The sequence below is a fragment of the Geothrix fermentans DSM 14018 genome, from assembly GCF_000428885.1.
Classification (GTDB): Bacteria; Acidobacteriota; Holophagae; order Holophagales; family Holophagaceae; genus Geothrix; species Geothrix fermentans.
This window is the reverse complement of the sequence record NZ_AUAU01000013.1, coordinates 61,056-86,160: the sequence shown is the minus strand read 5'-3', so window position 1 is coordinate 86,160 and position 25,105 is coordinate 61,056. Positions and strand designations below refer to the sequence as shown.

Below are 25,105 nucleotides of genomic sequence, written 5' to 3'. Positions count from 1 at the left end.
GAGGAAAGCGGCAGGCTAGGCGGGCAATCTACCACGGCGGCGTTAATCTCGTGCATGGACATCCACCGATTGCACACCGGCTCGGCCGAGGCCGTCATCTCGGCGAGGGGCGCCGAGCTCCAGTCCCTGCGGCTGGGCGGCCAGGATCTGCTGTGGGACGCGGGCCCCCTTTGGCCGCGGCACGCCCCCCTGCTCTTCCCGATCGTGGGCCGCCTGGGGGACGACACCCTGCGGCTCGGGGAGCAGGCCCTCCCCATGTCCCGCCACGGCTTCGCCCGGGACCGGGACTTCACGCTGATCGAAGGCACCGCCACCACCTGCACCGCGGAGCTGCGGGACGACGAGGCCACCCGCGCCGCCTATCCCTTCCCCTTCGTGCTGCGGGTGGCCTACACCCTGAGCTCGGGCTCCCTGCGCATGGACCTCGCCCTGAACAACCCCGGGAAGGCACCCCTGCCCGCCAGCCTGGGGCTCCATCCCGCCTTCCGCTGGCCCCTGGCGCCGGACCGGCCCAAGGCCGCGCACCGCCTCACCTTCGGGGCCGGGGAACCCGGGCCCCTCCGGCGCCTCACTGCGGAGGGCCTGCTTGATCCGAATCCACGTCCCAGCCCCATCCAGGATCGGGTGCTGCCCCTGGACGAAGGCTTGTTCTCCGAGGATGCCCTGATCTTCCTGGAACCGCGGAGCCGGAGCCTGCGCTTCGAAACCGAAGACGGGTCGGCCCTGACGCTGCGCTGGGAGGGCTTCCCCCACCTGGGGATCTGGGCCAAGCCGGATCCAGGCCCCTCGTTCCTGTGCATCGAGCCCTGGGAGGGACATGCGGACCCGGCGGACTGGCAGGGCGACTTCACGGACAAGCCCGGTGCCTTCCTGCTCGCGCCCGGCGTCACCCGCCGCTGGAACCTCACGATTTCTTTGGATGGCTCTCAGCTGCCAGCTGTCAGCTCTCAGTAAAAGAAGGTCTCGGCCCAACTTGGCTGATAGCTGACAGCTCTCAAGCCAGCTCCGCCCCCAGGAAGTGCGGGCTGGCCTGCGTGATCCGTGCCTTCACCAGCTCGCCGAAGGGCAGCTCGCGGCCGGGGCCGGCGGCCAGGTGGACGGTCTTCCACTCGCCGCTGCGGGCCAGCCACCAGCCCTGCTCGGTGGGGCCGTGGGTCTCGATGCGCACGGGGATCTCGCGGCCCAGGAAGCGCAGGTTGCTGGCCAGGGTCAGCTCGGTCTGGCGCTTCTGGAGGCGGGCCAGGCGCTCGGACTTCTGGGCCATGGGCAGATCGTCCTTGAGGCGCAGCGACGGCGTGCCCGGGCGGGGCGAGTAGATGAAGCTGAAGGAGGCGTCGAAGGCGGCCTCGTCCAGCACCTTCATCGTGCCTTCGAAATCCTCCTCGGTCTCGCCGGGGAAGCCCACGATGAAGTCCGTGCTGAGGCAGATCCGCGCGCGCGCCTCGCCCAGGTAGCCCAGGCGTTCCAGGTAGTCGGCGACGGTGTACTCGCGCAGCATGCGGCGCAGGATGCGGTCGCTGCCGCTCTGAAGGGGCAGGTGCAGAAAGGGCGCGACCTTGGGATTGGTGGCCAGCACCCGCGCCAGCTCCTTCGTGAAGTTCATGGGATGGCTGGTGGTGAAGCGGATCCACTCCAGGCCCTCCACTTCGGAGACGCGCTCCAGCAGCTCCGCGAAGGTGCAGCCGCCGGCGTAGCTGTTCACGTTCTGGCCCAGCAGTTCCACCTCGCGGTAGCCGCGTTCCACCAGGCCGCGAACCTCGGCCACCACGTCCACGAAGGGGCGGTGCCGCTCGGCGCCCCGGGTGGTGGGCACGATGCAGTAGGTGCAGGCGTGGTTGCAGCCCTCGGTGATGGTGACGAGCGCCTTGGCGGTGTCGCGGCGGCGAGCCACCGAGGGCGGGAAGAGGTGGTTGTCCGGGTATTCGCCCGTGTCCATGACGCAGGCCTTGCCGGCCCGGGCTTCGGCCACCAGGCGCGGCAGCTGCCGGAGGGCCATGGTGCCCAGCACGAAGTCGATGTGGGGGGCCCGCTTGAAGAGGGCGGCCTGCTCCTGCTGGGCCAGGCAGCCCGTGACGCCCACCAGCAAGGGGCGCCGCTGCTTCTCCTCCCGCAGGCGGCCCAGCTCCGAGTAGACCTTGTGCACGGCCTTCTCACGGATGGAGCAGGTGTTCAGCAGCACCAGGTCGGCGTCCTCCGTCGCGTCCACCGCCTCGAAGCCCTCCGCCGACAGCAGCCCCGACAGCTTCTCACCGTCGTGGTCGTTCATCTGGCAGCCCCAGGTCTCGATGTGGAATTTCATCGCACCATCCAAACCTTCAATTTTAAAGGCGTATGGACAGGATTAACAGGACCTGGTTGTCAGCCACGCTCAGCCCGATGTTCGCAAGATGAAAAGCTAGAAGCCGGAGATGACGGAGAAAAGGCTGCGGGTCCGCCTCCGCGGGAGAAGGCGGCTGGCCTCAGGGTTCCGGCCGGATGGGGGAGTCGCTGGAGTGATCGGGGAGGCGGACGCAGAGGCATGTTTCCGTGCGCTCGACGGTGAGGTCGAGCCGCCCTGCCACGTCACGGAGCCAGTGTCCGGCGAGGCTGCGGGGGGCGTCCGCCGGCGCCTCGGCCTCCAGGGCGGAGGGGAGCGAGGCATCCGTGTGCCAGCGCACCAGAAGGGCCCCGGATTCCGCTTCGGCCTCGATCCACAGGGGGCCGGGCGCGGCCCAGGGGAGCACCTGCCGCGTGAAGGCCACGATCCAGTCCTGGAACAACGGCGCGGGCCAGGGGACCTGTCCCGCACCCGCATCCACCAGCTCGACCGGACAGCGGAAGAGCGCGCCCGCCGCATCGAGCCGGGCCCTCAGGCCGGCCTCCCAGTCCGTCCAGGGGATGGGCTCCGAATAGGGGAGCCGCCCCAGGGCGAGCGCCCGGGCCATGGCGATGAGGGTCCTGCCCTCCTCGAGGAGGGTCTCCATGCGCGCGTGGTGCTGCGAGTCCGGGGAAGGAGACGGGTCGCCAAGGTCCACCACCCCCTGGAGGCCTGTCAGGAGATTGTTGAAATCGTGCAGGGCCGCGCGCCAGAGATCCTCGGAATCCATGCCTCCCCCGGGGCCCACAAAAACCTTGAATGACGTTACCTTGGGGGCCACCCTTCTGCATCACCGAAAGATCTGACCCAGGGATCCTCCATGCGGCAACCGATCAAGCGGCTGGGCGAACTGCTCGTGGAATCGGGCCTCATCACCGCCCCCCAGCTGCAGAGCGCCATCACCCACCAGAAGATCGCCCGGGGCCGCCTGGGCAGCAACCTGGTGGCCCTCGGCTACATCTCCGAGGAGGTCCTCATGGATTTCCTCAGCCATCAGACCGGCGTGCCGCAGATGGATGTCCGGAACCTGGAGGTGCCGCCCGAGGTGCTCAGGCTGGTGCCCTTCCGTCTGGCGGACCAGTTCACGGTGCTCCCCGTCTCGGTCAAGGAGCCCAAGTCGCTGGTGCTGGCCATGTCCGACCCCTCGGACCTGAACGCCGTGGACAGCGCGCGCTTCGCCTCGGGCCTGCACATCCAGCCGGTGGTGGCCTCCCACAGCGCCCTCCGCAAGGCCATCGGGGATCTGTACCGCGGCCTGGATGCCCCGGCCCCCGCCGGGACCGTGACGGTGGACGTGGGCGCCGACCACCTGGAAGGCGAGGCCCTGCCGGTCACCTTCGCCCTCGATCCCCTGCCTGTGCCCACCCGCGGCCTCGCCGCGGACCCCGCCTATCCGCCGGATCCCTTCTTCGGCCATGCCGGACCGCTCGAGGAAGATGCGTCCTCCCTGGACCCCTTCCGCTTCTTCGACCCGCAGGAGGAGCCCCGCTCCACCGCGCCGGACCTCATCGTCGGCCAGACCCTGCGCGACACAGTTCCCCCCGTGGAGAGCTACCAGACCCGGGCCCTCGTGCTCGGCCTGATCCGCCTCTTCCAGCGCCGGGGCATCCTGGGCGAGGACGAACTCCCCCGCCTGCTCGCCAACCTGGTCGAGTCCGGCGAGATCCGGAACTCCGGCAAAGACAGTTAGCTTTCGACTTTCAGGATGGCCAGGAAGGCCTCCTGCGGAATCTCCACGTTGCCGATGGCCTTCATCCGCTTCTTGCCCTCCTTCTGCTTATTGAGGAGCTTCTTCTTGCGGCTGATGTCGCCGCCGTAGCACTTGGCGAGCACGTCCTTGCGGCGGGCCTTCACATTGGTGCGGGCGATGATCTTGCTGCCGATGGCGGCCTGCACCGCCACATCGAAGAGCTGCTGGGGGATCACTTCCTTCATGCGCTGGCAGAGCGCCAGGCCCAGGGTCTGGCTCTTGCTGCGGTGCACCAAGATGGAGAGGGCGTCCACCGCCTCGCCGTTCACCAGGATGTCCATCTTCACCAGGTCCGACTCGGTGTAGTGCTTCATGTGGTAGTCGAAGCTGGCGTAGCCCTTGGAGATGGACTTCAGCTTGTCGTAGAAGTCCAGCACCACCTCGTTCAGGGGCAGCTCGTAGACGAGCATCACGCGGTCCTGGCTCACGTATTCGAGCTTCTGCTGGATGCCGCGGCGCTCCTCGCAGAGCTTCAGCAGGCCGCCCACGAAGTCCGTGCGGGTGAGGATGGTGGCCTCGATGATGGGCTCCTCGATCTTCGCGATCTTCTGGAGGGGCGGCAGCTTCGAGGGGTTGTCCACGGCGGTCTCGCTGCCGTCCGTCAGGTGCACGTGGTAGCGCACGCTGGGGGCCGTGGTGATGAGGTCCAGGTCGAACTCGCGCTCCAGGCGCTCCTGCACGATCTCCATGTGCAGCAGGCCCAGGAAGCCGCAGCGGAAGCCGAAGCCCAGGGCCGTGGAGGTCTCCGGCTCGTAGGTGAAGCTGCTGTCGTTCAGCCGCAGCTTGTCCATGGCGTTGCGGAGATCCTCGAAGTCGTCGCTGGAGGTGGGGAAGATGCCCGCGAAGACCACGGGCTGGATCTCCTTGAAGCCCTTGAGCATCTCGGTGGCCGGCTTGGTGGTGTTGGTCACGGCATGGGTGATGGTGTCGCCCACCTTCACGTCCACCAGCGACTTGATGCTGGCCACCAGGTAGCCCACCTCGCCCACGGACAGCGACTCCTGCTTGTCCATCTTGGGGTCGAAGATGCCGATCTCATCCACCCGGTGCTCGCTGCCCGTGGACATGAACCGGATCTGGTCGCCGGCCTTCAGCGTGCCGTTGACCACGCGGATGAGGTTCACGATGCCGCGGTAGGCGTCGTAGTAGCAGTCGAAGACCAGGGCCTGGAGCGGCGCGGCCGGATCACCCTGGGGGGGCGGGATGCACTTGACGATCTGTTCGAGCACCTGGTCGCAGTTCTCGCCGGTCTTGGCGCTCACGTTCACCGCGTGGGCCGTGTCCACCAGGCCGATGACGGTGTCGATCTGCTCCAGCACGCGCTCGGGATCGGCGCTGGGCAGGTCGGTCTTGTTCAGGACGGGGAACACCTCCAGCCCGTTTTCCAGGGCCAGGTAGGTGTTGGCGAGCGTCTGGGCCTCCACGCCCTGGGTGGCGTCCACCACCAGGATGGCGCCCTCGCAGGCGGCGAGACTGCGGCTCACCTCGTAGGTGAAGTCCACGTGGCCCGGCGTGTCGATGAGGTTCAGGGTGTAGGTCTGGCCGTCGAGCGCCAGGTATTTCAGCGTCACCGCGTGGGCCTTGATGGTGATGCCCCGCTCGCGCTCCAGGTCCATGTCGTCGAGGATCTGGGCCTGCATGTCGCGCTGGGCCACGGTCTTCGTCAGCTCGAGCAGGCGGTCCGCCAGCGTCGACTTGCCATGGTCGATGTGCGCAACAATCGAGAAATTGCGGATGAGACTGGGATGGGCCACTGAGGAACCTCGAACTGGCCATTGTACTGTTGGAAACCTTTGCTGTCTGCGGGGTTTTACCTACCGGCGCCTCAAGCCAGGGTTGATCGGCGCCGATGGGGTCTTTAACCTCGAGCAAGAGAGGAAGGAGTCCGCTTGTCCCACTTCGCTTCTCCCATGACCATCCTGATGGTGGAGGACAACGCCCTGCAGCGGCGCATGCTGGAGGCGCAGCTCCAGCCGCTGGGACACCACCTCGCCGTGGCCTCCAACGGCGCCGAGGCGCTGGCCCGCCTCCGGTCGCAGGAGCCCCGGCCCGACATGGTGATCATGGATGGGGTCATGCCCTCCGTGGATGGGTTCAGGGCCTGCGAGGCCATCAAGGCCGATCCCGCCACGGCGGACATCCCCGTGCTGCTGCTGACGGCCCTCAGCCGGGATGCCAAGGACCGGGGGTATGCCGCGGGGGCCGACGACTTCATCCGCAAGCCCGCCAACACCCTGCTGCTCCAGGTGCGTGTGCAGACCCACCTCCGCATCCGGGCCCTGTCGCTCCGCGCCGGCTCGCTGCCGCCGGTCCGCCCGAAGGTGCTGGTGGTCTCCGCCGACCCCGTGGTGCTCACCCAGGTCCAGAACCACTTCGGCAAGGACCAGGCGGTCTACCTGGAGGCCCAGGGCGAAGCCCGGGCCCGGGCCCAGATCCTCGCCCATCGCCCGGACCTCCTGGTGCTCGACACCGAGCTGGCCGAGGGCAGCGCCCAGAGCCTGGCCGTGGCCCTGCACCAGTCCCAGGACCAGGAGGACCTCCCCATCCTCCTGCTGCACGAGACGGGAGAGCTGGAGACCTGGTCCCGCCTGCAGGAGCCGGTGTCCGATGCCCTGGAGAAGCCCCTGGTGGCCCAGGAGACGCGCCGCCGCGTGGCCCTGCTGGCCCGGCTCGCCCAGCTCCAGAAGTTCGGCCGGGCATGAAGGCACGTCTCCACCGGTCCACGGGCGCCACCTTCGGACTCCTCCTGGCCCTGGCGGCCTCCGCCGGCCCCGTGGAGGGACGCGTCACCGACGGCCGCCGGGGCCTGGCCGGCGTGCGGGTCTACCCGGACCGACTGCCGCGCGTCTCCCCCGCCGCGGACCCGCCCCTGGCCGTGACCGATGCGGAGGGACGCTTCCACCTGGACCTGGATCCCGCCGACACGGTGCTGGCCGTGGAGAAGGACGGCTGGCGCCGCGATCTGGTGCCCGCCGCCGAGTGGCGCGGCGACATCGCCCTCAGCCCCGAGCCCCGGTTCCGCAGGGAAGCGGTCTTCATCGTCCGCCTCGACTTCACCGATGAGCGGTCGAAGCTGCCGGACGGCGCCCTGCGCGAGCTGATCTTCTCCCGCCGGCCCGGCGTGGCCAGCGCGGCGAACTACCTGTACGAGGTCAGCAAGGGCGCCATCGCGCTCGTGGAAGGCCGCTTCCTCAAGCTGCGCAGCGCCGAGCACCCGGCGCCGCGGACCGACGCCCACAAGCTGGGCATGGCCGAGTGGGTGGTGGAGCGGCTGCAGGGTGAGACGCTGGGCGAGTGCGACCGCCTGGACAACCGCACCGGCGCCCTCCGCCCCGACGGCAAGCCCGATCACCTGTGGATCATCACGCCTGGCCGGCCCCAGACGCTGACGGCGGACGAGGCGGACCTCAAGGCCGTGAGCCTGCTGCTGCCCCTGCCCTGGGACCGGACCCGCCGCTGGCCCCTGATCTTCATGACCGAGGAGGGCCCCCTCGGGAATATCGTCCACGAGGCCTTCCACGCCATGGGCGAGCACCGGGTGGACGACCTCTACCTGGACTGCGGCGATCCCCTCACCGCGGGCATCTGGGACCTCATGGACGCGGGCCAGTACCGCGGCTGGGACCGCTCCCACCCCGGGGAGGGCCCCTGGGTCGAGGACACGGGCTACAGCCCCTCCCACCCCTCGGCCTGGGTGCGTTCGGAGCTTTGGTACCGGGGCCACTTCCGGGACCAGGTGCGCCGCCTCGCCGTGAAGGGCCGGAGCTGGGAGGGCTGGATCGCCCCGGTCTCCCGGGCGCCTGGCGCGGATCCCCAGTGGGTGACTCTGCCCGACCCCCGGAAGAAGGGCCGCTTCTTCAGCCTGGAGGTACGACGCCCCTGGGGCTTCGAACGCGGCCGCGTGGGCGGGCGCTTCGGCCCCGGCCACGAAGGCCTGGTGGTGGCCACCGTCGACCCGGCACTCTTGAGCCCCGATGATCCCAGGGGTCCCGTGCGGGTGGTGGACGCCCACCCCGGCAGCCCCGAGCCGCCCAAGCCCCGCTTCCCCTGTGGGCGCTGGGAGCTGGATGACGCCGCCTTCAACCTGGGACCCGGGGAGAACCCCAAGGGCCGCAGCGGGCCGCTGACATGGGAAGTGCTCGAGACCGACGCCAGCGGCCGCATGCGGGTCCGGGTGGACCTGGCTCGGCCCTTGGCAAAAAAATCTCCCAGGAATCAATCTGCCAAGTAAGATGAGGCATGAAATCCACCCGATGCCTCCTCCTCCTGGCCGCCACCTGCCTGGGCGCCCAGACCACTCCCCGGGCCACCGCTGAGCGCCTCCGCACCGAGGCCTTCCGCACCCATGGCGCCTACGCTGACCTGGCCTGGCTCTGCGATCACATCGGCCCCCGTCTCAGCGGCTCTCCCCAGCTGGACCAGGCCATCGCCTGGGCCCAGGGCCGCCTGAAAGCCGCGGGCCTGGTCAACGTCCACGCGGAGCCGGCCATGGTGCCCCACTGGGTGCGCGGCCGAGAATCCGCGGAGCTGCTGCTGCCGGCGCCGCAGCGGGTGAACCTCCTGGGCCTGGGCGGCAGCGTGGGCACGCCTGAAGGCGGCCTCACGGCGGACGTGGTGGTGGTGGGCTCCTTTGACGAGCTCGACAAGCTGGGCGCGGCCGTGAAGGGGAAGATCGTCCTCTTCGACGTGCCCTTCAAGGGCTACGGCCACACGGTGGTCTACCGGCACGACGGCGCGGCGAAGGCCGCGAAGTACGGCGCCGTGGCGGCCCTGGTGCGCTCCGTGGGCCCCGTGAGCCTGGATACGCCCCACACCGGCGCCATGGACTATGACCCCGCCTATCCGAAGATCCCCACCGCCGCCGTGACCATCGAGGCCTCCGCCCAGATGCGGCGCATGCAGGACCGGGGCGAGCGCATCCGCATGAAGCTGGAGATGGGCGCCAAGACCCTTCCCGACGCCCCCTCCGCGAACGTGGTCGCCGAGATCCGCGGCACGGAGAAGCCCGAGGAGGTGGTCATCCTCAGCGGCCACCTGGACAGCTGGGACGTGGGCCAGGGCGCCCAGGATGACGGGGCCGGCACGGTCACCGCCATGGAGGCGGCCCGCCTCATCCAGGCCCTGGGGCTCAAGCCCCGCCGCACCCTCCGCGTGGTGCTGTGGACCAACGAGGAGAACGGCCTCCGCGGCGGCAAGGCCTACCGCGACGCCCACCGCGCCGAGCTCGGGAAGATCGTCGCCGCCTTCGAGACGGATTCCGGGAGCGAGCGCATCAAGGCGTTCAGCCTGGATCTCCGGAAGGCCTCACCGGAGGCCAAAGCGGGCGCCTTGGCCTCCTTGAAAAAGCTGGGGGGTGTGCTGGAGCCCTTCGGGTCGATCGACCTGCGGCTGGGGGGATCGGGCGCCGATGTGAGCCCCATGGTGGCCGAAGGCGTGCCGGGCATCGGCGTGGGCCACGCCGCCACCCACTACTTCGACGTGCACCACACCCACGCCGACACCCTCGACAAGGTGGACCCGGACGACCTCGCCTACAACGCCGCCACCCTGGCCAGCTTCGCCTACGCCCTGGCCCAGTCGGACATGAGATTCCAGTAGCCTCATTCCGCCGCGGGCCCTGGCCCGGGGTCCGCCCGATCACAGCCTCCCTCCAGCCCAGGAGATGGTGTTGCCACGCTGGTGGTAACCTCAGTCCTTCACAACTGGGCGCGCTGCGACGTGTTGCAGCGAATGAGGGAGATTCATCGATGGACTCCGCCCTGCCAGATCGCATGGCCTTTCTGGGTGGCTTTCTGCCCCGGCTCTGCGGAATCGCCACATTCACGCACGACCTGTGCGAGGCCGTGGCGGCCGCGGCCCCCGGTTCCCAATGTTTCGCGGGCGCTGTGAACGACCGCATCGAGGGCTATGACTACCCGGACCGAGTGCGCTTCGAACTGGATGAGAAGGATCTGGATTCGTACCGGCGCGCAGCGGATTTCCTGAATTTCAACAATGCAGACATCCTCTGCGTCCAGCACGAGTTCGGCATCTTCGGAGGGGCGGCCGGAAGCCACCTGCTGGCCCTGCTCCGGGAAGTGCGGATGCCGGTGGTCACCACCCTGCACACGATCCTGCGTGACCCGAGCCCGGCGCAGAGGAGTGTGATGGAGGAACTGATCCGCCGCAGCAGCCGCCTGGTGGTCATGGCCGAAAAGGGCGCGGAGATCCTGCGCGATACCTACGCGGTGCCAGAGGCCAAGGTGGACCTCATCCCCCACGGCATCCCGGACATTCCCTTCATCGACTCAGGCTTCTACAAGTCCCAGCTCGGCGTGGAAGGCCGCATGGTCCTGCTCACCTTCGGCCTGCTCGGGCCGGGAAAGGGCATCGAATACGCCATCGAGGCGCTGCCGGAGATCGTGAAGCGGCATCCGAACGTGGTCTATCTTGTGCTGGGTGCCACCCATCCCCATCTCGTCGCCCGCGAAGGCGAGAGCTACCGCCTGAGCCTCGAACGGCTGGCGGAGGATCGCGGCGTCAAGGAGCACGTGATCTTCTACAACCGCTTCGTGTCCCTGGATGACCTCAAAGAGTTCATCGGCGCCACCGACATCTACCTCACCCCCTACCTCAACGAGGCGCAGATCACCTCAGGCACCCTGGCCTACGTCTTCGGCGCCGGCAAGGCGGTGGTCTCCACACCCTACTGGCACGCGCAGGAGCTGCTCGCCGGAGGCCGCGGCATCCTGGTGCCCTTCCGGGATCCACAGGCCATTGCCGAAGGCGTGTGCGCCTACCTCGACGACCCGGTACGCCTGAAGGCGACGCGAGACGGGGCCTACCGGCTGGGACGCGCGATGATCTGGCCCGCAGTGGCAGAGCGGTTCATCGAATCCTTCCAGCGCGCCCGCTCCGAACGGAGGGCCGCCCCCCGCTCGGCCTTCGCCGGTTGGACCCTCGCCAGCCGCCCCTACGAGCTTCCTCCGCTCCGGCTCGATCACATCGTTCGCATGAGCGACGGCACGGGCATGCTCCAGCACGCCACCTTCAACGTGCCGAACTTCCATGAAGGCTATTGCACGGACGACAACGCGAGGGCCTTCATCCTGTGCAACCTGCTGGATGAATCCGGAGGCCACCCCCCATCTGAAGGTCTCGACCGCCTGGCCACGAGCTACCTGGCCTTCCTCGCGGCCGCCTTCAACCCCGGAATCGGCCGCTTCAGGAACTTCATGAGCCACGGGCGGCAATGGCTGGAGGAATCCGGCAGCGAGGACAGCCACGCGCGCGCCCTCTGGGCCACGGGCACCGGCGCGGGCCGTTCCCGCAACCCAGGCCATCAACGCCTTTCATTCCAGCTCTTCGAACGCGGCCTGCCCGCGGTGGGAGCCTTTTCGTCCCCCCGGGCCTGGGCGTTCACCCTGCTGGGCCTCCACGAATTCCTGCGGTCCTTCCCGGCTCATTCCCAGGCGCAGATCCTGCAGGAGGCCCTGATGACCCGGCTCGTCGGCCTCTGGAAAGAGTGCGCCACCGAGAACTGGCCCTGGTTCGAACCCAGCGCCACCTACGATAACGGCCGGCTCTGCCAGGCCCTGCTCCTCAGCGGCCAGGATCTGGGCCACCTCGAGGCGCAGGAGATCGCGCTCAAGTCCCTGGGTTGGCTGATCTCCATCCAGAAGACCCAGGCGGGCCACTTCCGCCCCATCGGGAGCAACGGTTTCTACGTGAACGGCGGTGTCCATGCCTACTTCGATCAGCAACCCTTGGAGGCCCAATCCATGGTTTCCGCCTGCCTGGCGGCCTTCCACGCCACCCGGGAGGATCTCTGGCTGCGCGAGGCGAAGCGGGCCTTCGAGTGGTTCCTGGGCCGCAACGACCTGGGCCTGCCGCTGTACGACTCCCACAGCGGGGGGTGCAGCGATGGGTTGCACCCGGATCGGATCAGCGAGAACCAGGGCGCAGAATCCACCCTGGCCTTCCACTTGGCCCTCGCCGAAATGAACGTCGCCGAACACGCCTTCGAATCTGCGCCTGGCCGGACCTCATGACGACCATTCCGTTCCGCCGCCACGATGTGGCATTCACGCCCCAGAGCGCACGGGTCATCATCCGCCCCTTCATCCCCTCCAGCGCGCACCGGATCACCACCATCCTGGGACGGGCGCTTGCCTTGAGCGAGGAGGAGACCACGCATGATCTGGCGTCCATGCTGATGGACTTCAGCTCCAGGCACCTCGACATCGAAACGCCTCTGCTGGCGAATTTCGAGAGGGTGCTGCCCCACATTTTCACGCACCGGCCCCTCACCCATGCACGCAAGCTCCTCATCGGCGCCCTGTTCTCGGGAGAGTACGCGCTCGAATCCGCGGCCCTGTTCAATCCCTCCATCGTCCCGCATCCCGACCAGGAGGGCGTACCCACAGGGGCCCTGCGGTTCATCCTCAGCCTGCGGGCCACGGGCGAAGGGCACGTCTCCTCCATCGAGTTCCGGACCGGCCTCATCGACTCGGATGGGAACCTCCGCATGGACCCCGTCTCGCCCTTCGTGGCGTTGCCGGACCTCAACCCCAATCCCAGCCACAAGAAGCTGCCCTTCATCGTCAAGCTGCACGAAATGGGCTTCGAGAACGGGCACGCGTCCATGGTGATGGATGCCCTCGGGGAGACCTTCACCCGGAGCGATCTGAACCAGTGCGTCCACCGCATCCGGCGCGAAACCCGGCCCCTCACCCAGGACCTCAGCAACACGCTCCGCTGCATCCAGTGGCTGGCTGATTCCAACTACGAGATCCACTTCCCCTCCAAACTCGCCATGAGCGAGCGGATCATCTTCCCCGTCTCCACGAACGAGAGTCACGGCATCGAGGACGCGCGGTTCGTCCGCTTCGTCGAGGACGACGGCTCGGCGATGTACTACGCCACCTACACGGCCTACAACGGACACGCCATCCTGCCCCAGCTCATCGAGACCAGGGATTTCCTCCATTTCCGCATCCTCACGCTGAATGGCACGGCCGTGCAGAACAAGGGCATGGCCCTCTTCCCCCGGCGGATCGATGGCAGCTATGCGATGCTGTCCCGGCAGGATGACGAGAACCTCTTCATCATGTTCTCGGACAACCCCCATCACTGGAGCGATTCGACCGTGCTCCTCCGACCTGCCGAGATGTGGGAATCCGTGAAGATCGGCAATTGCGGATCACCCATCGAGACCGAGGCCGGCTGGCTGGTACTCACCCATGGTGTCGGCCCCATGCGCAAATACTGCATCGGGGCCGCCCTGCTTGATCTGCACGATCCGACGAAAGTCATCGGCCGTCTGCGGGAGCCCTTGCTCATACCCGAGGGCCCGGGGCGGGAAGGGTACGTGCCCAACGTCGTCTACAGCTGCGGAGCCCTCCTGCACGGCCGCGACCTCGTCCTCCCCTATGCCATGAGCGACCGGGCCTCGACCATCGTGAGCGTCCCTCTGGATGACCTGCTCGCCGCGCTGCAGGGCTGAACGCGCCCCTCACAGCCGACGTGGTGGTGGGTTCCTTCGACGAGCTCGACAAGCTGAGCGCGGCCGTGAAGGGGAAGATTGCCCTCTTCGAAGTGCACCACACCCACGCCGACAGCTTCGACTGGGTGGACCCGGACGACCTCGCCGACAACGCCGCCACCCTGGCCAGCTTCGCCTACGCCCTGGCCCAGTCGGACGTGAGCTTCCGGTAGCACGGGACGGGGCGGAAACCGCCTATGTGGACGGTTTCCGCCCTGTCCTTCCGGCTGTGTATCAGAACCTGACCCCCACGTAGACAGAGGCGTTCCAGCGCGGCGCCATGGACTTCAGCATCGTGTTGTCGTGGATGCCGTCAGTCAGCAGCTGGATGCCGTCCTGGCTGGTGTTCTTCAGCGCTCCGGAGACGTCCGCGCCGACATAGGGGGCCCATCCGCTCCGGGTCGGGAACGAGATGTCTGCGCTGATCCGCGCCCAGGGGCGCCAGAAGGTCACGCTCTGGGAGGCAGGATAGGAAGACAGGACACCGCCATTGATGGCATAAGTCGTGCCATCCACCTTCAGATTCTCTCCCCTCCCTTCCAGGTGGAAACCCAACTCGAAGGAAGAGGAGGGGCGCAGCGAATAGCCGACCCCGAGGGACCACCATGAATAACGGAGATCCACATGGGTGTTGTCCACCAGGGTCCCGCCACCCGCAGCGTTGAGCTGGAACTTGGATTTCTGGGGGAAGCGTCCGGCGAATTCCAAATCCCAGTTCGGTGCCTCCGGAAAGGCCAGGAGGCAACGGAGGCCTACGCCAACCTGCTCCTTGGCCTTGTCCTCAAACGTGAAGCCGCCGACGCTGGCCAGATCATAGGCATGGAAAGAGGTCGAATCGACGAAGACCTGGACCTTGGCCGTCCCACCGTCGGTGGACTGGGCGAACATCAGGGCCGGCGCGAAAAGACAGCCGAATAGGAACGATTTCCTCACGGATCCTCCAGAGAGACGTGAATGGGAAAGGGATGGTTTCAAGGGGCGACCTGAGTCAGGGCGCTGTTCACCACCACGATGTCCCAGGGGTAGTTGAAGACGATCTTGTGTCCGTAGGTGACATCACCGGAGATGGGCTTGATCGTCACATTCGGCGTGGCGGTCTTCACTGCCTCGATCCAGTCGGTGCGGTTCAGGGGCCGCTCGGGCGAATTGACGCTCCGGTTCGTGTGGATGGATTTCACGGCGAACACGGTGATGATCGCGGTGCCGCTCGTCGGACGCAGTTCCAGCGGGAGATCGAACCAGCAGTAGCCCGGGCCGGCCTTGTCGCCGGCCTGGTAGGTGCTGGCGCCCGATGGCAGGAAAGTCCTCGAATCCGTCAGGACCGGGTCGCTGATCGACTGAGTGGCCGGATAGCCGGCCGCCAGCATGAAGTCCTGGGTCAGGCCGTTGGCCTGGACGTCCACCACCCAGAAGTCCGGAGGCACCACGTTGCCGCTGGCATCCTTCGTGGGATTGAACCAGGTGATGCGGTATCCGCCCGAGGTCTGCCCGTTGAGGGCGCCCTGTGCGTCGCGGCCCCGCTTGTCCACCACGAGGGAGATGGGGGGCGTGAATCCCCAGGCACTCAGGGCATCTCCCGTGGCGGAAGCCCCGCTGAAGGTCGTCGGGAACTGGCCGGAGCTGTCGGCCTGCCAGGTCCGGCTGATGACCGATCCGCCAGCCGCGGAGTAGAAGGGTGTGAAGGCGGTCCAGTAGAAGTGGCCCACACCCTGGGTGGAGGGCGCGGTCCCGATTCCGACCGGGGCCATGGAGGCATCGAAGGTGGTGTAGCCGTTCGCCGTCAGGTCGATCCTGCTGTTGTCCGGGCTGATCGAGGTGGTGTTCTTCGGCCAGAGGGCGGGCGCAGCGTAGATGAATCCCTTGAAAACAGACAGGTCCGAAGCTGTGTCGGTCGAACCCAGCGAGGTGCGGTTCAGGATGAAGGGACGCGCCCAGACCCGGGACCAGAGGTAGTCCGCGTAGGAGAGGGTGCTCAGGGTTCCGTTGAATGCCCCGGTGAGGGCCTTGTCCGGAATCCGGTCAGGATCGTTGGAATCGAAGGGGATGGCGAATCCAGTGATGCCGCCCTGAAGCGGAGTCGTCCCCTGGGATCCGTTCACGATGGCGTTCATGAAAGTCCCCGCCGCCGCGTTCTCCTTGGCGCCCATGCCGACCGTCAGGCCCAGGTCGTTGAAGGCGTTGGCCCCAGCATTGAAATCGTAGGGATCCGTCGAACTGGCTGGCACTCGGAAGGCCTGAAGGGACGTGATCGAATAGGCATCCGAAGGCTTGGTGATGGGAGAGTACTTGGGGTAGTCGACGATGAACCCCATGTCCCCGGGAGCCCCGGGGGATGTGTTGAAACCTTGGGCTTTTGGCGCCACCGTCGCATCGGTCCAGGTCTTGGCGAAGAGGGTCCACTCGCTGAACTCCTGGTAGGCGGGGATCCCGCTGAAGCCGAAGGCCAGGTTGGAGTTCTGGGTCCACTGGATGCTGCCTGTGGGATCATTCCCCGGGACGGAAAGGCGGTCCATCCAGCGGGTGTTGGGAGCCACCGGGGAGATCCCGCCGGCCATGTTCGAATCGAACAATCCGGAAGTCTGGATGTTCCCGAGCATCCGGCGCTGCCCGACCGACGAGGCCTCGGTCCCGAACCCCTGGGCCGTCACGATGCGCAGGGTCGGGTCCCAGGGGCCCGTGGCAGAACCCGGATTCCCGAATCCGAAACTCGATCCGGTGCCGATGGAAGTCCCGAGCGAGGTGTCCGCGAAGGCGCCCGTGGGTGCATTGGGGATCCGCAGCAGGTAGCCATGGGTGTCAGGCCCGAAGGTGGGGATCTTGACGTAGAAGGGGAGGTTCGATCGGACGGGAATCTGCACCACCGCCCGGTTGGCCTGGTCCTTCACGGCGATGGAGGTGAACTGGCCATCCTGGAACACCTGGATCAGGGCGCCGAACCCATTGGCGGGCAGGGTCGCGGGGGTGAAGATGTCAGATCCGCTCTCGGGCTTCTGCCGGTAGAGGAAACTCAGGTTGAAGTTCTGGGTGTGAGCACCGTCGACGACCACCCACTTTTGATAGGTCTTCGGTGCCGGCGGAGCGATGTTACCGGGAGTTCCCGTCGAAGAGGCCCGGTTCAGGCTGTCCGTGACCGTCAGCGTGGCGAGGTAGGCGATGGTCTGCCCGGCAGTCCCCGGATAGACGATGGTCGGAGGAGTCTGGGAGCTGGAGCTGGACGGAACGCCGCCAGGGAAACTCCAGGCATAGGTCACAGTGCCCCCGCTGGCCGGCGGAGTGGCGGAGCCGCTGAAGGCCAGGCTCCCGCCCGCGGGAATGACCACGAGGTCGGGGCTCGTGCTGGTGGCGGGATTGTAGAGGCCCGTCGTGGTGTTCGTGGGCAAGTCCGTCTGACTCGGGAGCGTTCCGCTGGCCTGAGGAGAGGAGATGACGGCCACGGGATAGGTGTTGTAGGTGACCGTGAAGGTCCGGGTCTGGGCCGGAGCGACCCCACTCCGGTTGTCCTGGGCCGTGATGGTGACGACGGCATCCTTGGAGGTCGTGGTGAAGGTGTCCGCGTAGACGTGGGTCAGGCTGACGGAAGCGCCGGACATCGTTCCGCTCGTGGCGGCACCGGTATCCGCGGCCATCCCATCACCCCAGTCCACGGAGTAGGACACAGGATCCCCGTCCAGGTCCGTCAGCGTGAACCCCAGGGAGGCCTTCACGCTGGAGTAGACCGCCGTGGTCGGAGCCGCGGGCGAGGTCACAGTGATCGTGGGTGCAGTGTTCGGCCCCGTGGTGACGAGGGTGACCGCCGGACCGCTGACGGAGGCGCTGGAAATGCCCAGCGAATTGGTCACCACGACGCTTGGCGTGGCCGTGCGGCTGCTGCCAATGGTGCCGGGGAGGTACTGGACCGTGATGGTGTACTTGCCGCCGCCATCACTCGTAGTGCTGACGACCGAGGCTCCCGCGACCGGATCCCCCGGCTTGAAGACGATGCCCGAGGTGGCAACCGCGCCTCCGCTGGCATCCACCACCTGGATCTGGAAGGACTGGGACACCGTGCCCGTATTCGCCACCTGCAGCGAGACAGGAGCCGCGGGAGACAGGAAGGTGACTGTCAATGGAGAAGCCTGTCCGCCCACGGTCACGGTCTTGGTGAACCAGCTGCTTGCCTGGCCGTGGGTATCCACCGCCTGGACCCTGACGGACACCGTTCCCCCCTTGGTGGGATCGAGCGTGCCGCTGTTGAACTTGTGGGCCACAGTCGCCGAAGACCCGCTCACCTGCGCGGAGCCGTCTCCGAAATCCCAGGTATAGCTGGCCACGCTGTCACCAATATCCGGGTCGGAAGCGCTGGCGGTGAAGGAATAGCTCGAGTATGGATTCAGTGGCACGTCATTGGGCGAATAGGCCATAGCCGTGATGGCTGGAGGGTTGTTTTGGACCTGGCCGGAGCCGGGTGTGACCGAGCCCCCGCCACCACCGCCACAACCTGCCAAGAGTGCTGCAGTTGCGAGGATTGCCACTGAGTGAAAAAACCCTCGACCAGACATAGAGAACCTCCAAACAACAAGGGGGCGCTAATGAGCCACAGGTGGTGCGCGTGTAACGACCCAAGCAACTCCAAGCTGGATTTCCGATGCTGTTGATTGGATATCGAATCATCTCCAGCGTCAAGCTGGATCCGGCCTAAAGCTTTTAGTTGTGTGTTCGTTAATATCGAGTCTCATTATTTAAATAATTTAGTGTCGTGCTATGGGTGTCGTCACCACAATTAATAAATAAACGCACGCTTAAAGTGATTTAACCATGCAAGACCTGCTTGGTTCGAGCTCCAGAAGAATATCCCGGGCGTCGCGGGTACCTCACAGCCCCGGCGGAAACCCCACGGCCAGTCTCAGGCGGGCGATGGCCGGATCCACGCTGCCGTCGGCCCGGCGGATGAGGATGGGGGGCTCGATTTCGGGGCACTCGGCCCGGAGCCCGAACTCGGCGGGGTAGTCCTGGCGCCGCCCGGCGGCGAAGACGTCCAGACCGTAGGGCTCGTCGGCCTTGAAGACGATCTCGCGCCGATGGAGGCAGAGCAGGCCGGCCTCCCGCAGGGCCGCCAGGGCGCGCTCGCGCTGGTCGTTGGGGAAGACGCAGGCGAAGATCCCCCCCGGGGCCAGAAGCCGGGCCGCGGCCTGGGCGTAGTCCGCGATGCTGCCCCGGACCTCCAGGCGGGCCGGCACGGACTGGGGGTGCGCCGCCGGCAGGCGGTGGCCCTCGGGCCAGTAGGGCGGCGTGCCCGTCACCAGGTCGAAGGGCGGTTCGCCCTCGAACAGGGCGGGATCGCGGAGGTCGCCCAGCCGCGGGAAGATGCGGCCCTCCTGGCCGTTGTAGCGGATGCTCTTCCGGGCCAGGCGCAGGCTCTCCTCCTGGGCCTCCACCGTGTGGACCACGGCGCCGGGGCAGCGCCAGGCGGTCACGAGGGCCACGCTCCCGATGCCCGAGCCCAGATCCGCGATCCGGCCGGGACGGGGACACCAGGTGGTGCCGTACCAGGCCGTCACCAGGTCGTCCACACTGAAGCGATTGCCCTTCTCCAGCTGGAAGATCCGCCAGTGGCCGCAGAGGCCGTCCAGCGTTTCGCCCGGCTCCAGGCCCACCCCGCCCGGCGGCACGGGCCCGGGCCGGACCCAGCCCTTGTAGCTGGCGGCGTCATTTGAGAGGGATCGGCGCGGCATTCTCCGAGTGTGTGGCAGATGCCGAACCGAATTCAAATCAAGACAACCACACTCGCCGAGGGCCGCAGAGAAAGCGGAGATCACGGAGCAGCGCCCCCGTGCTGGATTCCTCTGCATCCTCCGGGACCTCGTCCCTTCTCGGCGAGTGTTTTTCGTTTCGTAGTCCCTTCCCCCCTGTTTCCCGCACTTCCATCTGGCGCCTAGACAGCCCCTGCGCGACACTCAACCATGGCCGTGCCTGGGAAAACCCTGGAGCCCATCCTCCGCGAGGGGGAGGGATTGGCCTGCGGGGGGGATGCCTGCCTGACCCTGGATGGGGCCTTCGACCGGGTGAAGGCCGCCTTCATCCAGCACCATCCCAAGGGGGACGTGGCCTTGCTCCGCCGAGCCTATACCGTGGGACGGGACATGCACGCCACCCAGCTCCGGAAGAGCGGCGAACCCTACTTCTTCCACCCCCTGGCCGTGGCCCAGAGCCTGGCGGACTGGCGGCTGGACGCGGCCAGCGTGGCCTGCGGCCTCCTCCACGACGTGGTCGAAGACACGCTCATGACCCTGCCCCAGGTGAAGGCCCAGTTCGGGGACGAGATCGGCGAGATCGTGGACGGCCTCACGAAGATGAGCAAGCTGGCCTTCACGGACAAGCACCTGCTCAACGCCGAGAACGTCCGCAAGCTGCTGGTGGCCATGGGCAAGGATGTGCGCGTGCTGCTGGTGAAGCTGGCGGACCGCCTCCACAACATGAAGACGCTGGACGTCATGGAGGAGGAGAAGCGGCGGCGCATCTCCCGCGAGACCCTGGAGCTCTACGCCCCCCTGGCCAACCGGCTGGGCATGGGCGTGGTGCGCCTGGAGCTGGAGGACCTGGCCTTCCGCCAGCTGGAGCCCGAGCAGTACGCGGAGCTGAAGAACGCCGTGGAGACCAAGCGCGCCAAGCTCGCCGCCACCATCCAGGAAATCCACGGCTCGCTCCAGGCCATCCTGCGCCAGCAGGGCATCAACGCCCACGTCACCGGCCGGGTCAAGCACCTCTACGGCATCTGGAAGAAGATGGGCGCCCAGGCCAAGGGCTTCGACGACATCCACGACTGGCTGGCCTACCGCATCATCTGCCCCGACCGCGCCAGCTGCTATACGGCCCTGGGCCTGGTGCACGGCCTCTACCGGCCCGTGCCCGGCAAGTTCAAGGACTACATCAGCCTGCCCAAGGAGAACGGCTACCAGAGCATCCACACCACGGTGCTCATGAGCTCCGGCGACATCTTCGAGGTGCAGATCCGCACGGAGGAGATGCATCTCCACGCCGAGGCCGGTATCGCCAGCCACTGGACCTACAAGGACGGCCGCATCGCCAACCGCATGGAGATCAACCAGGTGGCCTTCCTGCGCCGCATGGTGGAGCTGCACCAGGACGCCCAGGACAGCCGAGACCTCGTGGCCAACCTGCGCGGCGAGCTGACCTTCAACCGCATCCAGGTCTTCACGCCCAAGGGCGACCTCCGCAGCCTCGTGGAAGGCAGCACGCCCGTGGACTTCGCCTACGCCATCCACACCCAGGTGGGCCACCGCTGCGTGGGCGCCAAGGTGAACGGGCGCATGGTGCCACTCAAGCACGTGCTCCAGAACGGCGACCGCGTGGAGATCCTCACCCGGCCCGACCACAAGCCCAGCCGCGACTGGCTGGGCTTCGTCAAGTCCGCCGGCGCCAAGAGCCGCATCCAGGCCTTCATCCGCGAGGAGGAGCGCGCCCACGCCATCACGCTGGGGCGGGAACGGCTGGAACGCGAGGCCCGCGCCCTGGGCGTGCGCCTGGACGACCCCGAGTCGCACGCCAAGCTGGAGGCCCGCCTGGCGGAGCTGAAGCTGGCCAACTGGGACGCGGCCCACGCCGCCCTGGGCTTCGGCCGCATCACGGTCCACAAGCTGATCGAGCCCCTGATCCCCGAGCCCGAGCGAGCCCGGCCCAAGGAGAACACCTCCAACCTTATGGACTCCGTGGTGGTGGGCGACACGGCGGGCATCCTCTACGCCCTGGCCGCCTGCTGCAAGCCCATCTGGGGCGACGAGGTGGTGGGCTACATCACCCGCACCCGGGGCACGGCCATCCACCGGGCCGACTGCCCCCAGCTGAACACGGCCACCCTGCACCCCGAGCGCCGGGTGAACGTGGCCTGGGGCAAGCACGGGACCGAGCTGTACGACACCGAGATCGCCCTCACCACCGAGGACCGGCCCGGCATGGTGGCCGCCATCTCCGAGGGCATCCAGCGCGTGGGCATCAACGTGCAGCGCTTCCACGGCTCGGCCACGGAGGAGGGCGCCGGCCTCTTCCACATCGCCCTGCGCGTGCGCGATCGGGCCCATCTGGTGGAGCTCATGGCGGGCCTGCGCCGCATCCGCGGCGTCTACACCGTGGAGCGCGTGAAGGGCTCGGTGTTCGGAAAGGTGAAATAGGCCGTTCCATACCAGGCATCAAGGATCTCCACGAAGGACACGAATGAAGACCGAAGGCCACCAAGAAAAACGCATCGGTTTGGCCTCCCCGCCTACGGATCCAGGCATTTCTTCGTGCCCTATTAAATTCTTCGTGCCCTTCGTGGAGGTTTTTTCAGGGAGGGCAACAGCATGACCGCCTGGCGCCCCCCCGACGAAGCCCCGCCCATCCCCTGGGCCCGCATCGGTGAGAGCCTGCGGCGGCCGCAGCTCGGACCGAATCCGCACATGATCAGCTCCCGCATCCCCGAGGATTCCCGCCGGGCGGCCGTGGGCGTGATCCTCTGGGGCGACGCGGAGGGGGCCCGCAAGCTGGTGCTGGCCCAGCGCGGCTACGGCGCGCCCCACCACGCGGGGGAGATCGCCTTCCCCGGGGGCATGGTGGAAGCCCGAGACCGGGACCTGCCCACCACCGCCCGCCGGGAGGTGGCCGAGGAGATCGGCGTCACCGAGGGCCTCTGGGAGCTGGGCTGCTTCCCGGACGGCGTGGCCAAGGCCCGCGTGCGCTTCACCCCCGTCTTCTTCCGCTGGGAGGCCCCGGTGCCCCGCTTCCAGCGCCTGGACCACGAGCTGGAGCAGGTGCTCATGCTCCCCCTGGCGCCCCTCATGGAGGCGCCCTGGACCATCGAGCGGCTGGAGCGGCAGGGCCTGGCCCTGGACGTGCCCCGGCTCGAGCTGCCCCAGGCCCCGCTCTGGGGCGCCACAGCCTTCATCCTGAAGGCGTGGCTGGATGTCCTGGAGGCCTGTGCGGATCCCCGGGGGGCCGCACAGACCTGAGGGCCTATTTCACGTTCACCGCCAGCCAGGCCGTGTTCACGGTGGCGTATTCCGTGGAGCCCGCGCCGTAGAGGTCCGCCGCGGCGTTCAGGGTGGCGACCCGGGCCCCGGCGTAGTTCGTCCGCTTGGTCATGTAGGTGGTGAGGGCGCGGTACCAGATGCGGCCGGCCTTGTCGTTGCCGATGCCCGTGATGCTGGTGACGCCGTTGGTCATGGGCGAGCCCAGGTTGTCGCTGAAGCTGTCCACCTGGCTGCCGTGGGCCAGCAGGAAGAAGAAGTGGTTGGCCACGCCGGAGCTGTAGTGCACGTCCAGCCGCCCGATGGTGCTGCTGTAGAAGTCCGGGCTGCGTCCGTCGCGGCTGGGTTTGTACATCCAGCGCAGGGCCTCATTCGGGTAGGCGTGGCCCCAGCTGTTCTCGAACAGCTTGTAGTTGGCGGTGATGGGGCCCGGCCCCGCCGTGCTTGGGATGAAGCTGCCGGTGCTGTTGTTCAGGGTGTAGAACTCCACCAGGGTGCCGAAGATGTCCGAGTTGGCCTCGTTGAGGCCACCCGACTCCTTCCGGTAGACGAGGTTGGCCGTGGCGGCGCAGACGCCGTGGCTCATCTCGTGGCCGGCCGTGTCCAGATCCGCCTCGCCCACGGAGCCGCCCACCTGGCCGTCCCCGTAGGTCATGCAGAAGCAGCTGTCGGACCAGAACGCGTTGTCGTACTGGCTGCTGTAGTGCATGCGGCTGAAAGTGGCGGTGCCTGCGTCGTCGATGCCGTTCCGGCTGAACACGTTCAGGTAGAAGTCCCAGGTGGCCTGCATGCCCCGGTGCCCGTCCACACCCGCGGTCTGGGCGTTGGCACCCATGCCCGGCGTCCCGTCGTACTGGAGCCCGTCGCCCCAGGCGTTGTCCGCGTCGGTGAAGATCGTGCCGGCACCCGAAGTGCCGTTGAGCAGGTTGGTGGTGACATTGTTGCCGAACCGGCCGCTGGTGCCCCGGGTGGTGTCCCGCAGCTCGTAGCCGGTGCCGGTGCCGTTGGTGGAGAGGCTCACGGTCCCGTACCACTGGGACGCCCCGGTGCCCGTCGCTCCGGCGGTGTGGAGGGTGTCCCAGCTCTCCAGGATGCGGCCGGTGTGGGCGTCCACCAGGAAGTCCGTGTGCTTCGTCTCGCCGGCGCCGTTCTCCAGCTCCGTGTGGACGTGGTAGGCCAGGGCGGCCCGGGCGCGGCCGGGCCCTTCGGGATCCAGGCTGGCAATGACCAGCTCCGCCGAGGGCTCATGGGCGTAGGCGCCGCGGGGGGCCAGGGCCCCATGGGCGGCCGCCAGGGCCTCGGCCTTCCCCACGATGGGCTCCACCGATAGGGCCAGCCCCCGCACCAGGTCATCGGTGACCGCGCGCACCCGGCCGTTCCGGAAGTGGACGATGGCCTCGCCCTCGAGCACGGGGACGCCCTTGTAGGTCTGGTCCAGGCGGACGTGGTCTTCGCCCAGGGCATCGGCGCTGCGGCCCCGGAAGGCCAGCCCCAGGTCCGGGCCGAGGCCCATCTCGAAGGCGCGGGCCAGGAGGTGGCCCCGGGCCTCGCGGGCCAGGGCGTCGGTGCGGGCCTGATCCGGGGGCGCGGCCAGCAGGAAGGCGGGGAGGAGGAAGGGGACCACGGAGCGCATGGGACCTCCAGGCGAGAGGAGGGTCGGGTGCCCGACCGACCTGGGGTCAAGATGCTACTCCCAGCTGTTAAGTTGTGTTAATTTTTCGACCCCATTTCCATGACATTGATAATTATTCCATTCATGGGGGTTGTATATCATGCAAAATTCCGGGAGCGCCCAGGCGCTCCCGGAATTTCGGACGGATGGATGGGGAGTGCGGCTACTTCTTCTCGGCCTTCACGGAGCCATCCTTGTCCAGATACTTGTCCGGATCCTTCTGGAGGGCCTCCCCGCAGTACTTGCTGCACACGCGGTACTCCCGTCCGCGCACGGCGACGGTGGCGGACTTGGCGTCCACGGTCATCTTGCAGACCGGGTCCTTGGTGTTGGTGGCGGGCTTGGCCTTCCCGGCGGCGGGAGCGGCGAGGACGGCGAGGGTGAGCAGGGCGGCGGGGAGCATGGGACCTCCGGTCCAGAGGCCCCAGTCTAGCCGCATCCTGGCCGGGGCCAGGATGCGGCCCGGGCCGGGCTACTTCTTCGCGTTCTTGGGCGTGCCGTCCTTCTCCAGGTACTTGTCGGGGTTCTTCAGCAGCGTGGCATCGCAGCCCGCACAGCAGAGACGGTATTCCTGGCCCCGGACGACCACGGTCTTGGACTTCTCGGAGACCTTGCCGCCCAGGACGGGGCACTTGGTGTTGGTGGCGGGCTTGGCCTGGGGGCTGGCGGTCATGGCCAGGGTCAGCAGGAGGTTGAGCATGGGGAGATCCTTGTTCGGGTGACGGCCCGTTCGAGAGCGGCGGAACCTGGGCCGTGCGCGGGGCCGCCGAGGGGGAAGTGGATGGGATGGAAGGCGGAGCCTCCC

At 67.5% G+C, this 25,105-nt stretch carries 19 protein-coding genes; 10 read left to right on the top strand and 9 right to left on the bottom strand.

What is annotated here, in order from left to right:
• Positions 1-54 precede the first annotated feature (54 nt).
• Complete coding sequence (locus G398_RS0106385; RefSeq protein ID WP_043483978.1) at positions 55-954, top strand: aldose 1-epimerase family protein; 900 nt, start codon at positions 55-57, stop codon at positions 952-954.
• 40 nt (positions 955-994) lie between these two features.
• Here the strand turns inward: G398_RS0106385 and miaB are convergent, their stop codons facing one another.
• A complete protein-coding gene (miaB, locus tag G398_RS0106380) occupies positions 995-2,299 on the bottom strand; it encodes a tRNA (N6-isopentenyl adenosine(37)-C2)-methylthiotransferase MiaB (RefSeq protein ID WP_043483975.1) in 1,305 nt (434 codons plus the stop codon).
• A 160-nt stretch (positions 2,300-2,459) separates the two neighbouring features.
• Positions 2,460-3,086, bottom strand: a complete 627-nt coding sequence (locus tag G398_RS0106375) for a hypothetical protein (RefSeq protein ID WP_026852978.1) — start codon at positions 3,084-3,086, stop codon at positions 2,460-2,462.
• A gap of 90 nt (positions 3,087-3,176) precedes the next feature.
• Between G398_RS0106375 and G398_RS19410 the strand changes: the two genes are divergently transcribed.
• Entirely contained in the window at positions 3,177-4,046 is an 870-nt protein-coding gene (locus G398_RS19410; RefSeq protein ID WP_052571592.1) for a GspE/PulE/PilB domain-containing protein, read from the top strand.
• On the opposite strand, the gene lepA is transcribed toward G398_RS19410, so the two are convergent.
• Complete coding sequence (gene lepA, locus G398_RS0106365; RefSeq protein ID WP_026852977.1) at positions 4,043-5,860, bottom strand: translation elongation factor 4; 1,818 nt, start codon at positions 5,858-5,860, stop codon at positions 4,043-4,045. The genes G398_RS19410 and lepA overlap by 4 nt on opposite strands.
• Positions 5,861-5,995: 135 nt before the next feature.
• Here lepA and G398_RS21175 point away from each other — a divergent pair, with 135 nt between their 5' ends.
• The 6 genes from G398_RS21175 to G398_RS0106335 all read left to right on the top strand — a co-directional run bounded on the left by G398_RS21175 (position 5,996) and on the right by G398_RS0106335 (position 13,802).
• Positions 5,996-6,808: a response regulator gene (locus tag G398_RS21175; RefSeq protein ID WP_157492307.1), complete on the top strand. Its 813-nt coding sequence runs from the start codon at positions 5,996-5,998 to the stop codon at positions 6,806-6,808.
• Positions 6,805-8,337: a metallopeptidase domain-containing protein gene (locus G398_RS20685; protein WP_026852975.1), complete on the top strand. Its 1,533-nt coding sequence runs from the start codon at positions 6,805-6,807 to the stop codon at positions 8,335-8,337. The genes G398_RS21175 and G398_RS20685 overlap by 4 nt, the downstream gene beginning before the upstream one ends.
• 8 nt (positions 8,338-8,345) lie before the next feature.
• Positions 8,346-9,704 (top strand): M20/M25/M40 family metallo-hydrolase, encoded by a 1,359-nt coding sequence (locus G398_RS0106350; RefSeq protein WP_026852974.1) that lies wholly within the window; start codon positions 8,346-8,348, stop codon positions 9,702-9,704.
• A gap of 149 nt (positions 9,705-9,853) precedes the next feature.
• Positions 9,854-12,136, top strand: a complete 2,283-nt coding sequence (locus G398_RS0106345) for a glycosyltransferase family 4 protein (protein WP_026852973.1) — start codon at positions 9,854-9,856, stop codon at positions 12,134-12,136.
• Entirely contained in the window at positions 12,133-13,590 is a 1,458-nt protein-coding gene (locus tag G398_RS0106340; RefSeq protein ID WP_052571590.1) for a glycoside hydrolase family 130 protein, read from the top strand. Before G398_RS0106345 ends, G398_RS0106340 begins: the two co-directional genes overlap by 4 nt.
• 26 nt (positions 13,591-13,616) lie before the next feature.
• Positions 13,617-13,802 carry a hypothetical protein gene (locus G398_RS0106335; protein ID WP_157492306.1) on the top strand — a complete coding sequence of 62 codons (186 nt, stop codon included), beginning with the start codon at positions 13,617-13,619 and terminating at the stop codon, positions 13,800-13,802.
• A gap of 61 nt (positions 13,803-13,863) precedes the next feature.
• On the opposite strand, the gene G398_RS0106330 is transcribed toward G398_RS0106335, so the two are convergent.
• From G398_RS0106330 to G398_RS16715, 3 genes are all read right to left on the bottom strand, one after another.
• Positions 13,864-14,562 carry a hypothetical protein gene (locus tag G398_RS0106330; RefSeq protein WP_026852970.1) on the bottom strand — a complete coding sequence of 233 codons (699 nt, stop codon included), beginning with the start codon at positions 14,560-14,562 and terminating at the stop codon, positions 13,864-13,866.
• A gap of 38 nt (positions 14,563-14,600) precedes the next feature.
• Entirely contained in the window at positions 14,601-18,029 is a 3,429-nt protein-coding gene (locus tag G398_RS0106325; protein ID WP_245576277.1) for a PKD domain-containing protein, read from the bottom strand.
• A gap of 450 nt (positions 18,030-18,479) precedes the next feature.
• A complete protein-coding gene (locus G398_RS16715; RefSeq protein WP_052571588.1) occupies positions 18,480-19,340 on the bottom strand; it encodes a tRNA1(Val) (adenine(37)-N6)-methyltransferase in 861 nt (286 codons plus the stop codon).
• Between the two features lie 234 nt (positions 19,341-19,574).
• Here G398_RS16715 and G398_RS0106315 point away from each other — a divergent pair, with 234 nt between their 5' ends.
• Positions 19,575-21,794: a RelA/SpoT family protein gene (locus tag G398_RS0106315; protein WP_169720622.1), complete on the top strand. Its 2,220-nt coding sequence runs from the start codon at positions 19,575-19,577 to the stop codon at positions 21,792-21,794.
• 171 nt (positions 21,795-21,965) lie between these two features.
• Positions 21,966-22,610 (top strand): NUDIX hydrolase, encoded by a 645-nt coding sequence (locus tag G398_RS19405; RefSeq protein ID WP_026852967.1) that lies wholly within the window; start codon positions 21,966-21,968, stop codon positions 22,608-22,610.
• A 4-nt stretch (positions 22,611-22,614) separates the two neighbouring features.
• On the opposite strand, the gene G398_RS16705 is transcribed toward G398_RS19405, so the two are convergent.
• From G398_RS16705 to G398_RS16695, 3 genes are all read right to left on the bottom strand, one after another.
• Positions 22,615-24,261, bottom strand: a complete 1,647-nt coding sequence (locus G398_RS16705) for a M4 family metallopeptidase (RefSeq protein WP_052571583.1) — start codon at positions 24,259-24,261, stop codon at positions 22,615-22,617.
• 202 nt (positions 24,262-24,463) lie between these two features.
• Positions 24,464-24,703, bottom strand: coding sequence for a YHS domain-containing protein (locus tag G398_RS21170; protein WP_043483972.1), 240 nt, complete (start codon positions 24,701-24,703; stop codon positions 24,464-24,466).
• A gap of 69 nt (positions 24,704-24,772) precedes the next feature.
• Positions 24,773-25,000: a hypothetical protein gene (locus tag G398_RS16695; protein ID WP_043483969.1), complete on the bottom strand. Its 228-nt coding sequence runs from the start codon at positions 24,998-25,000 to the stop codon at positions 24,773-24,775.
• Positions 25,001-25,105 lie beyond the last annotated feature (105 nt).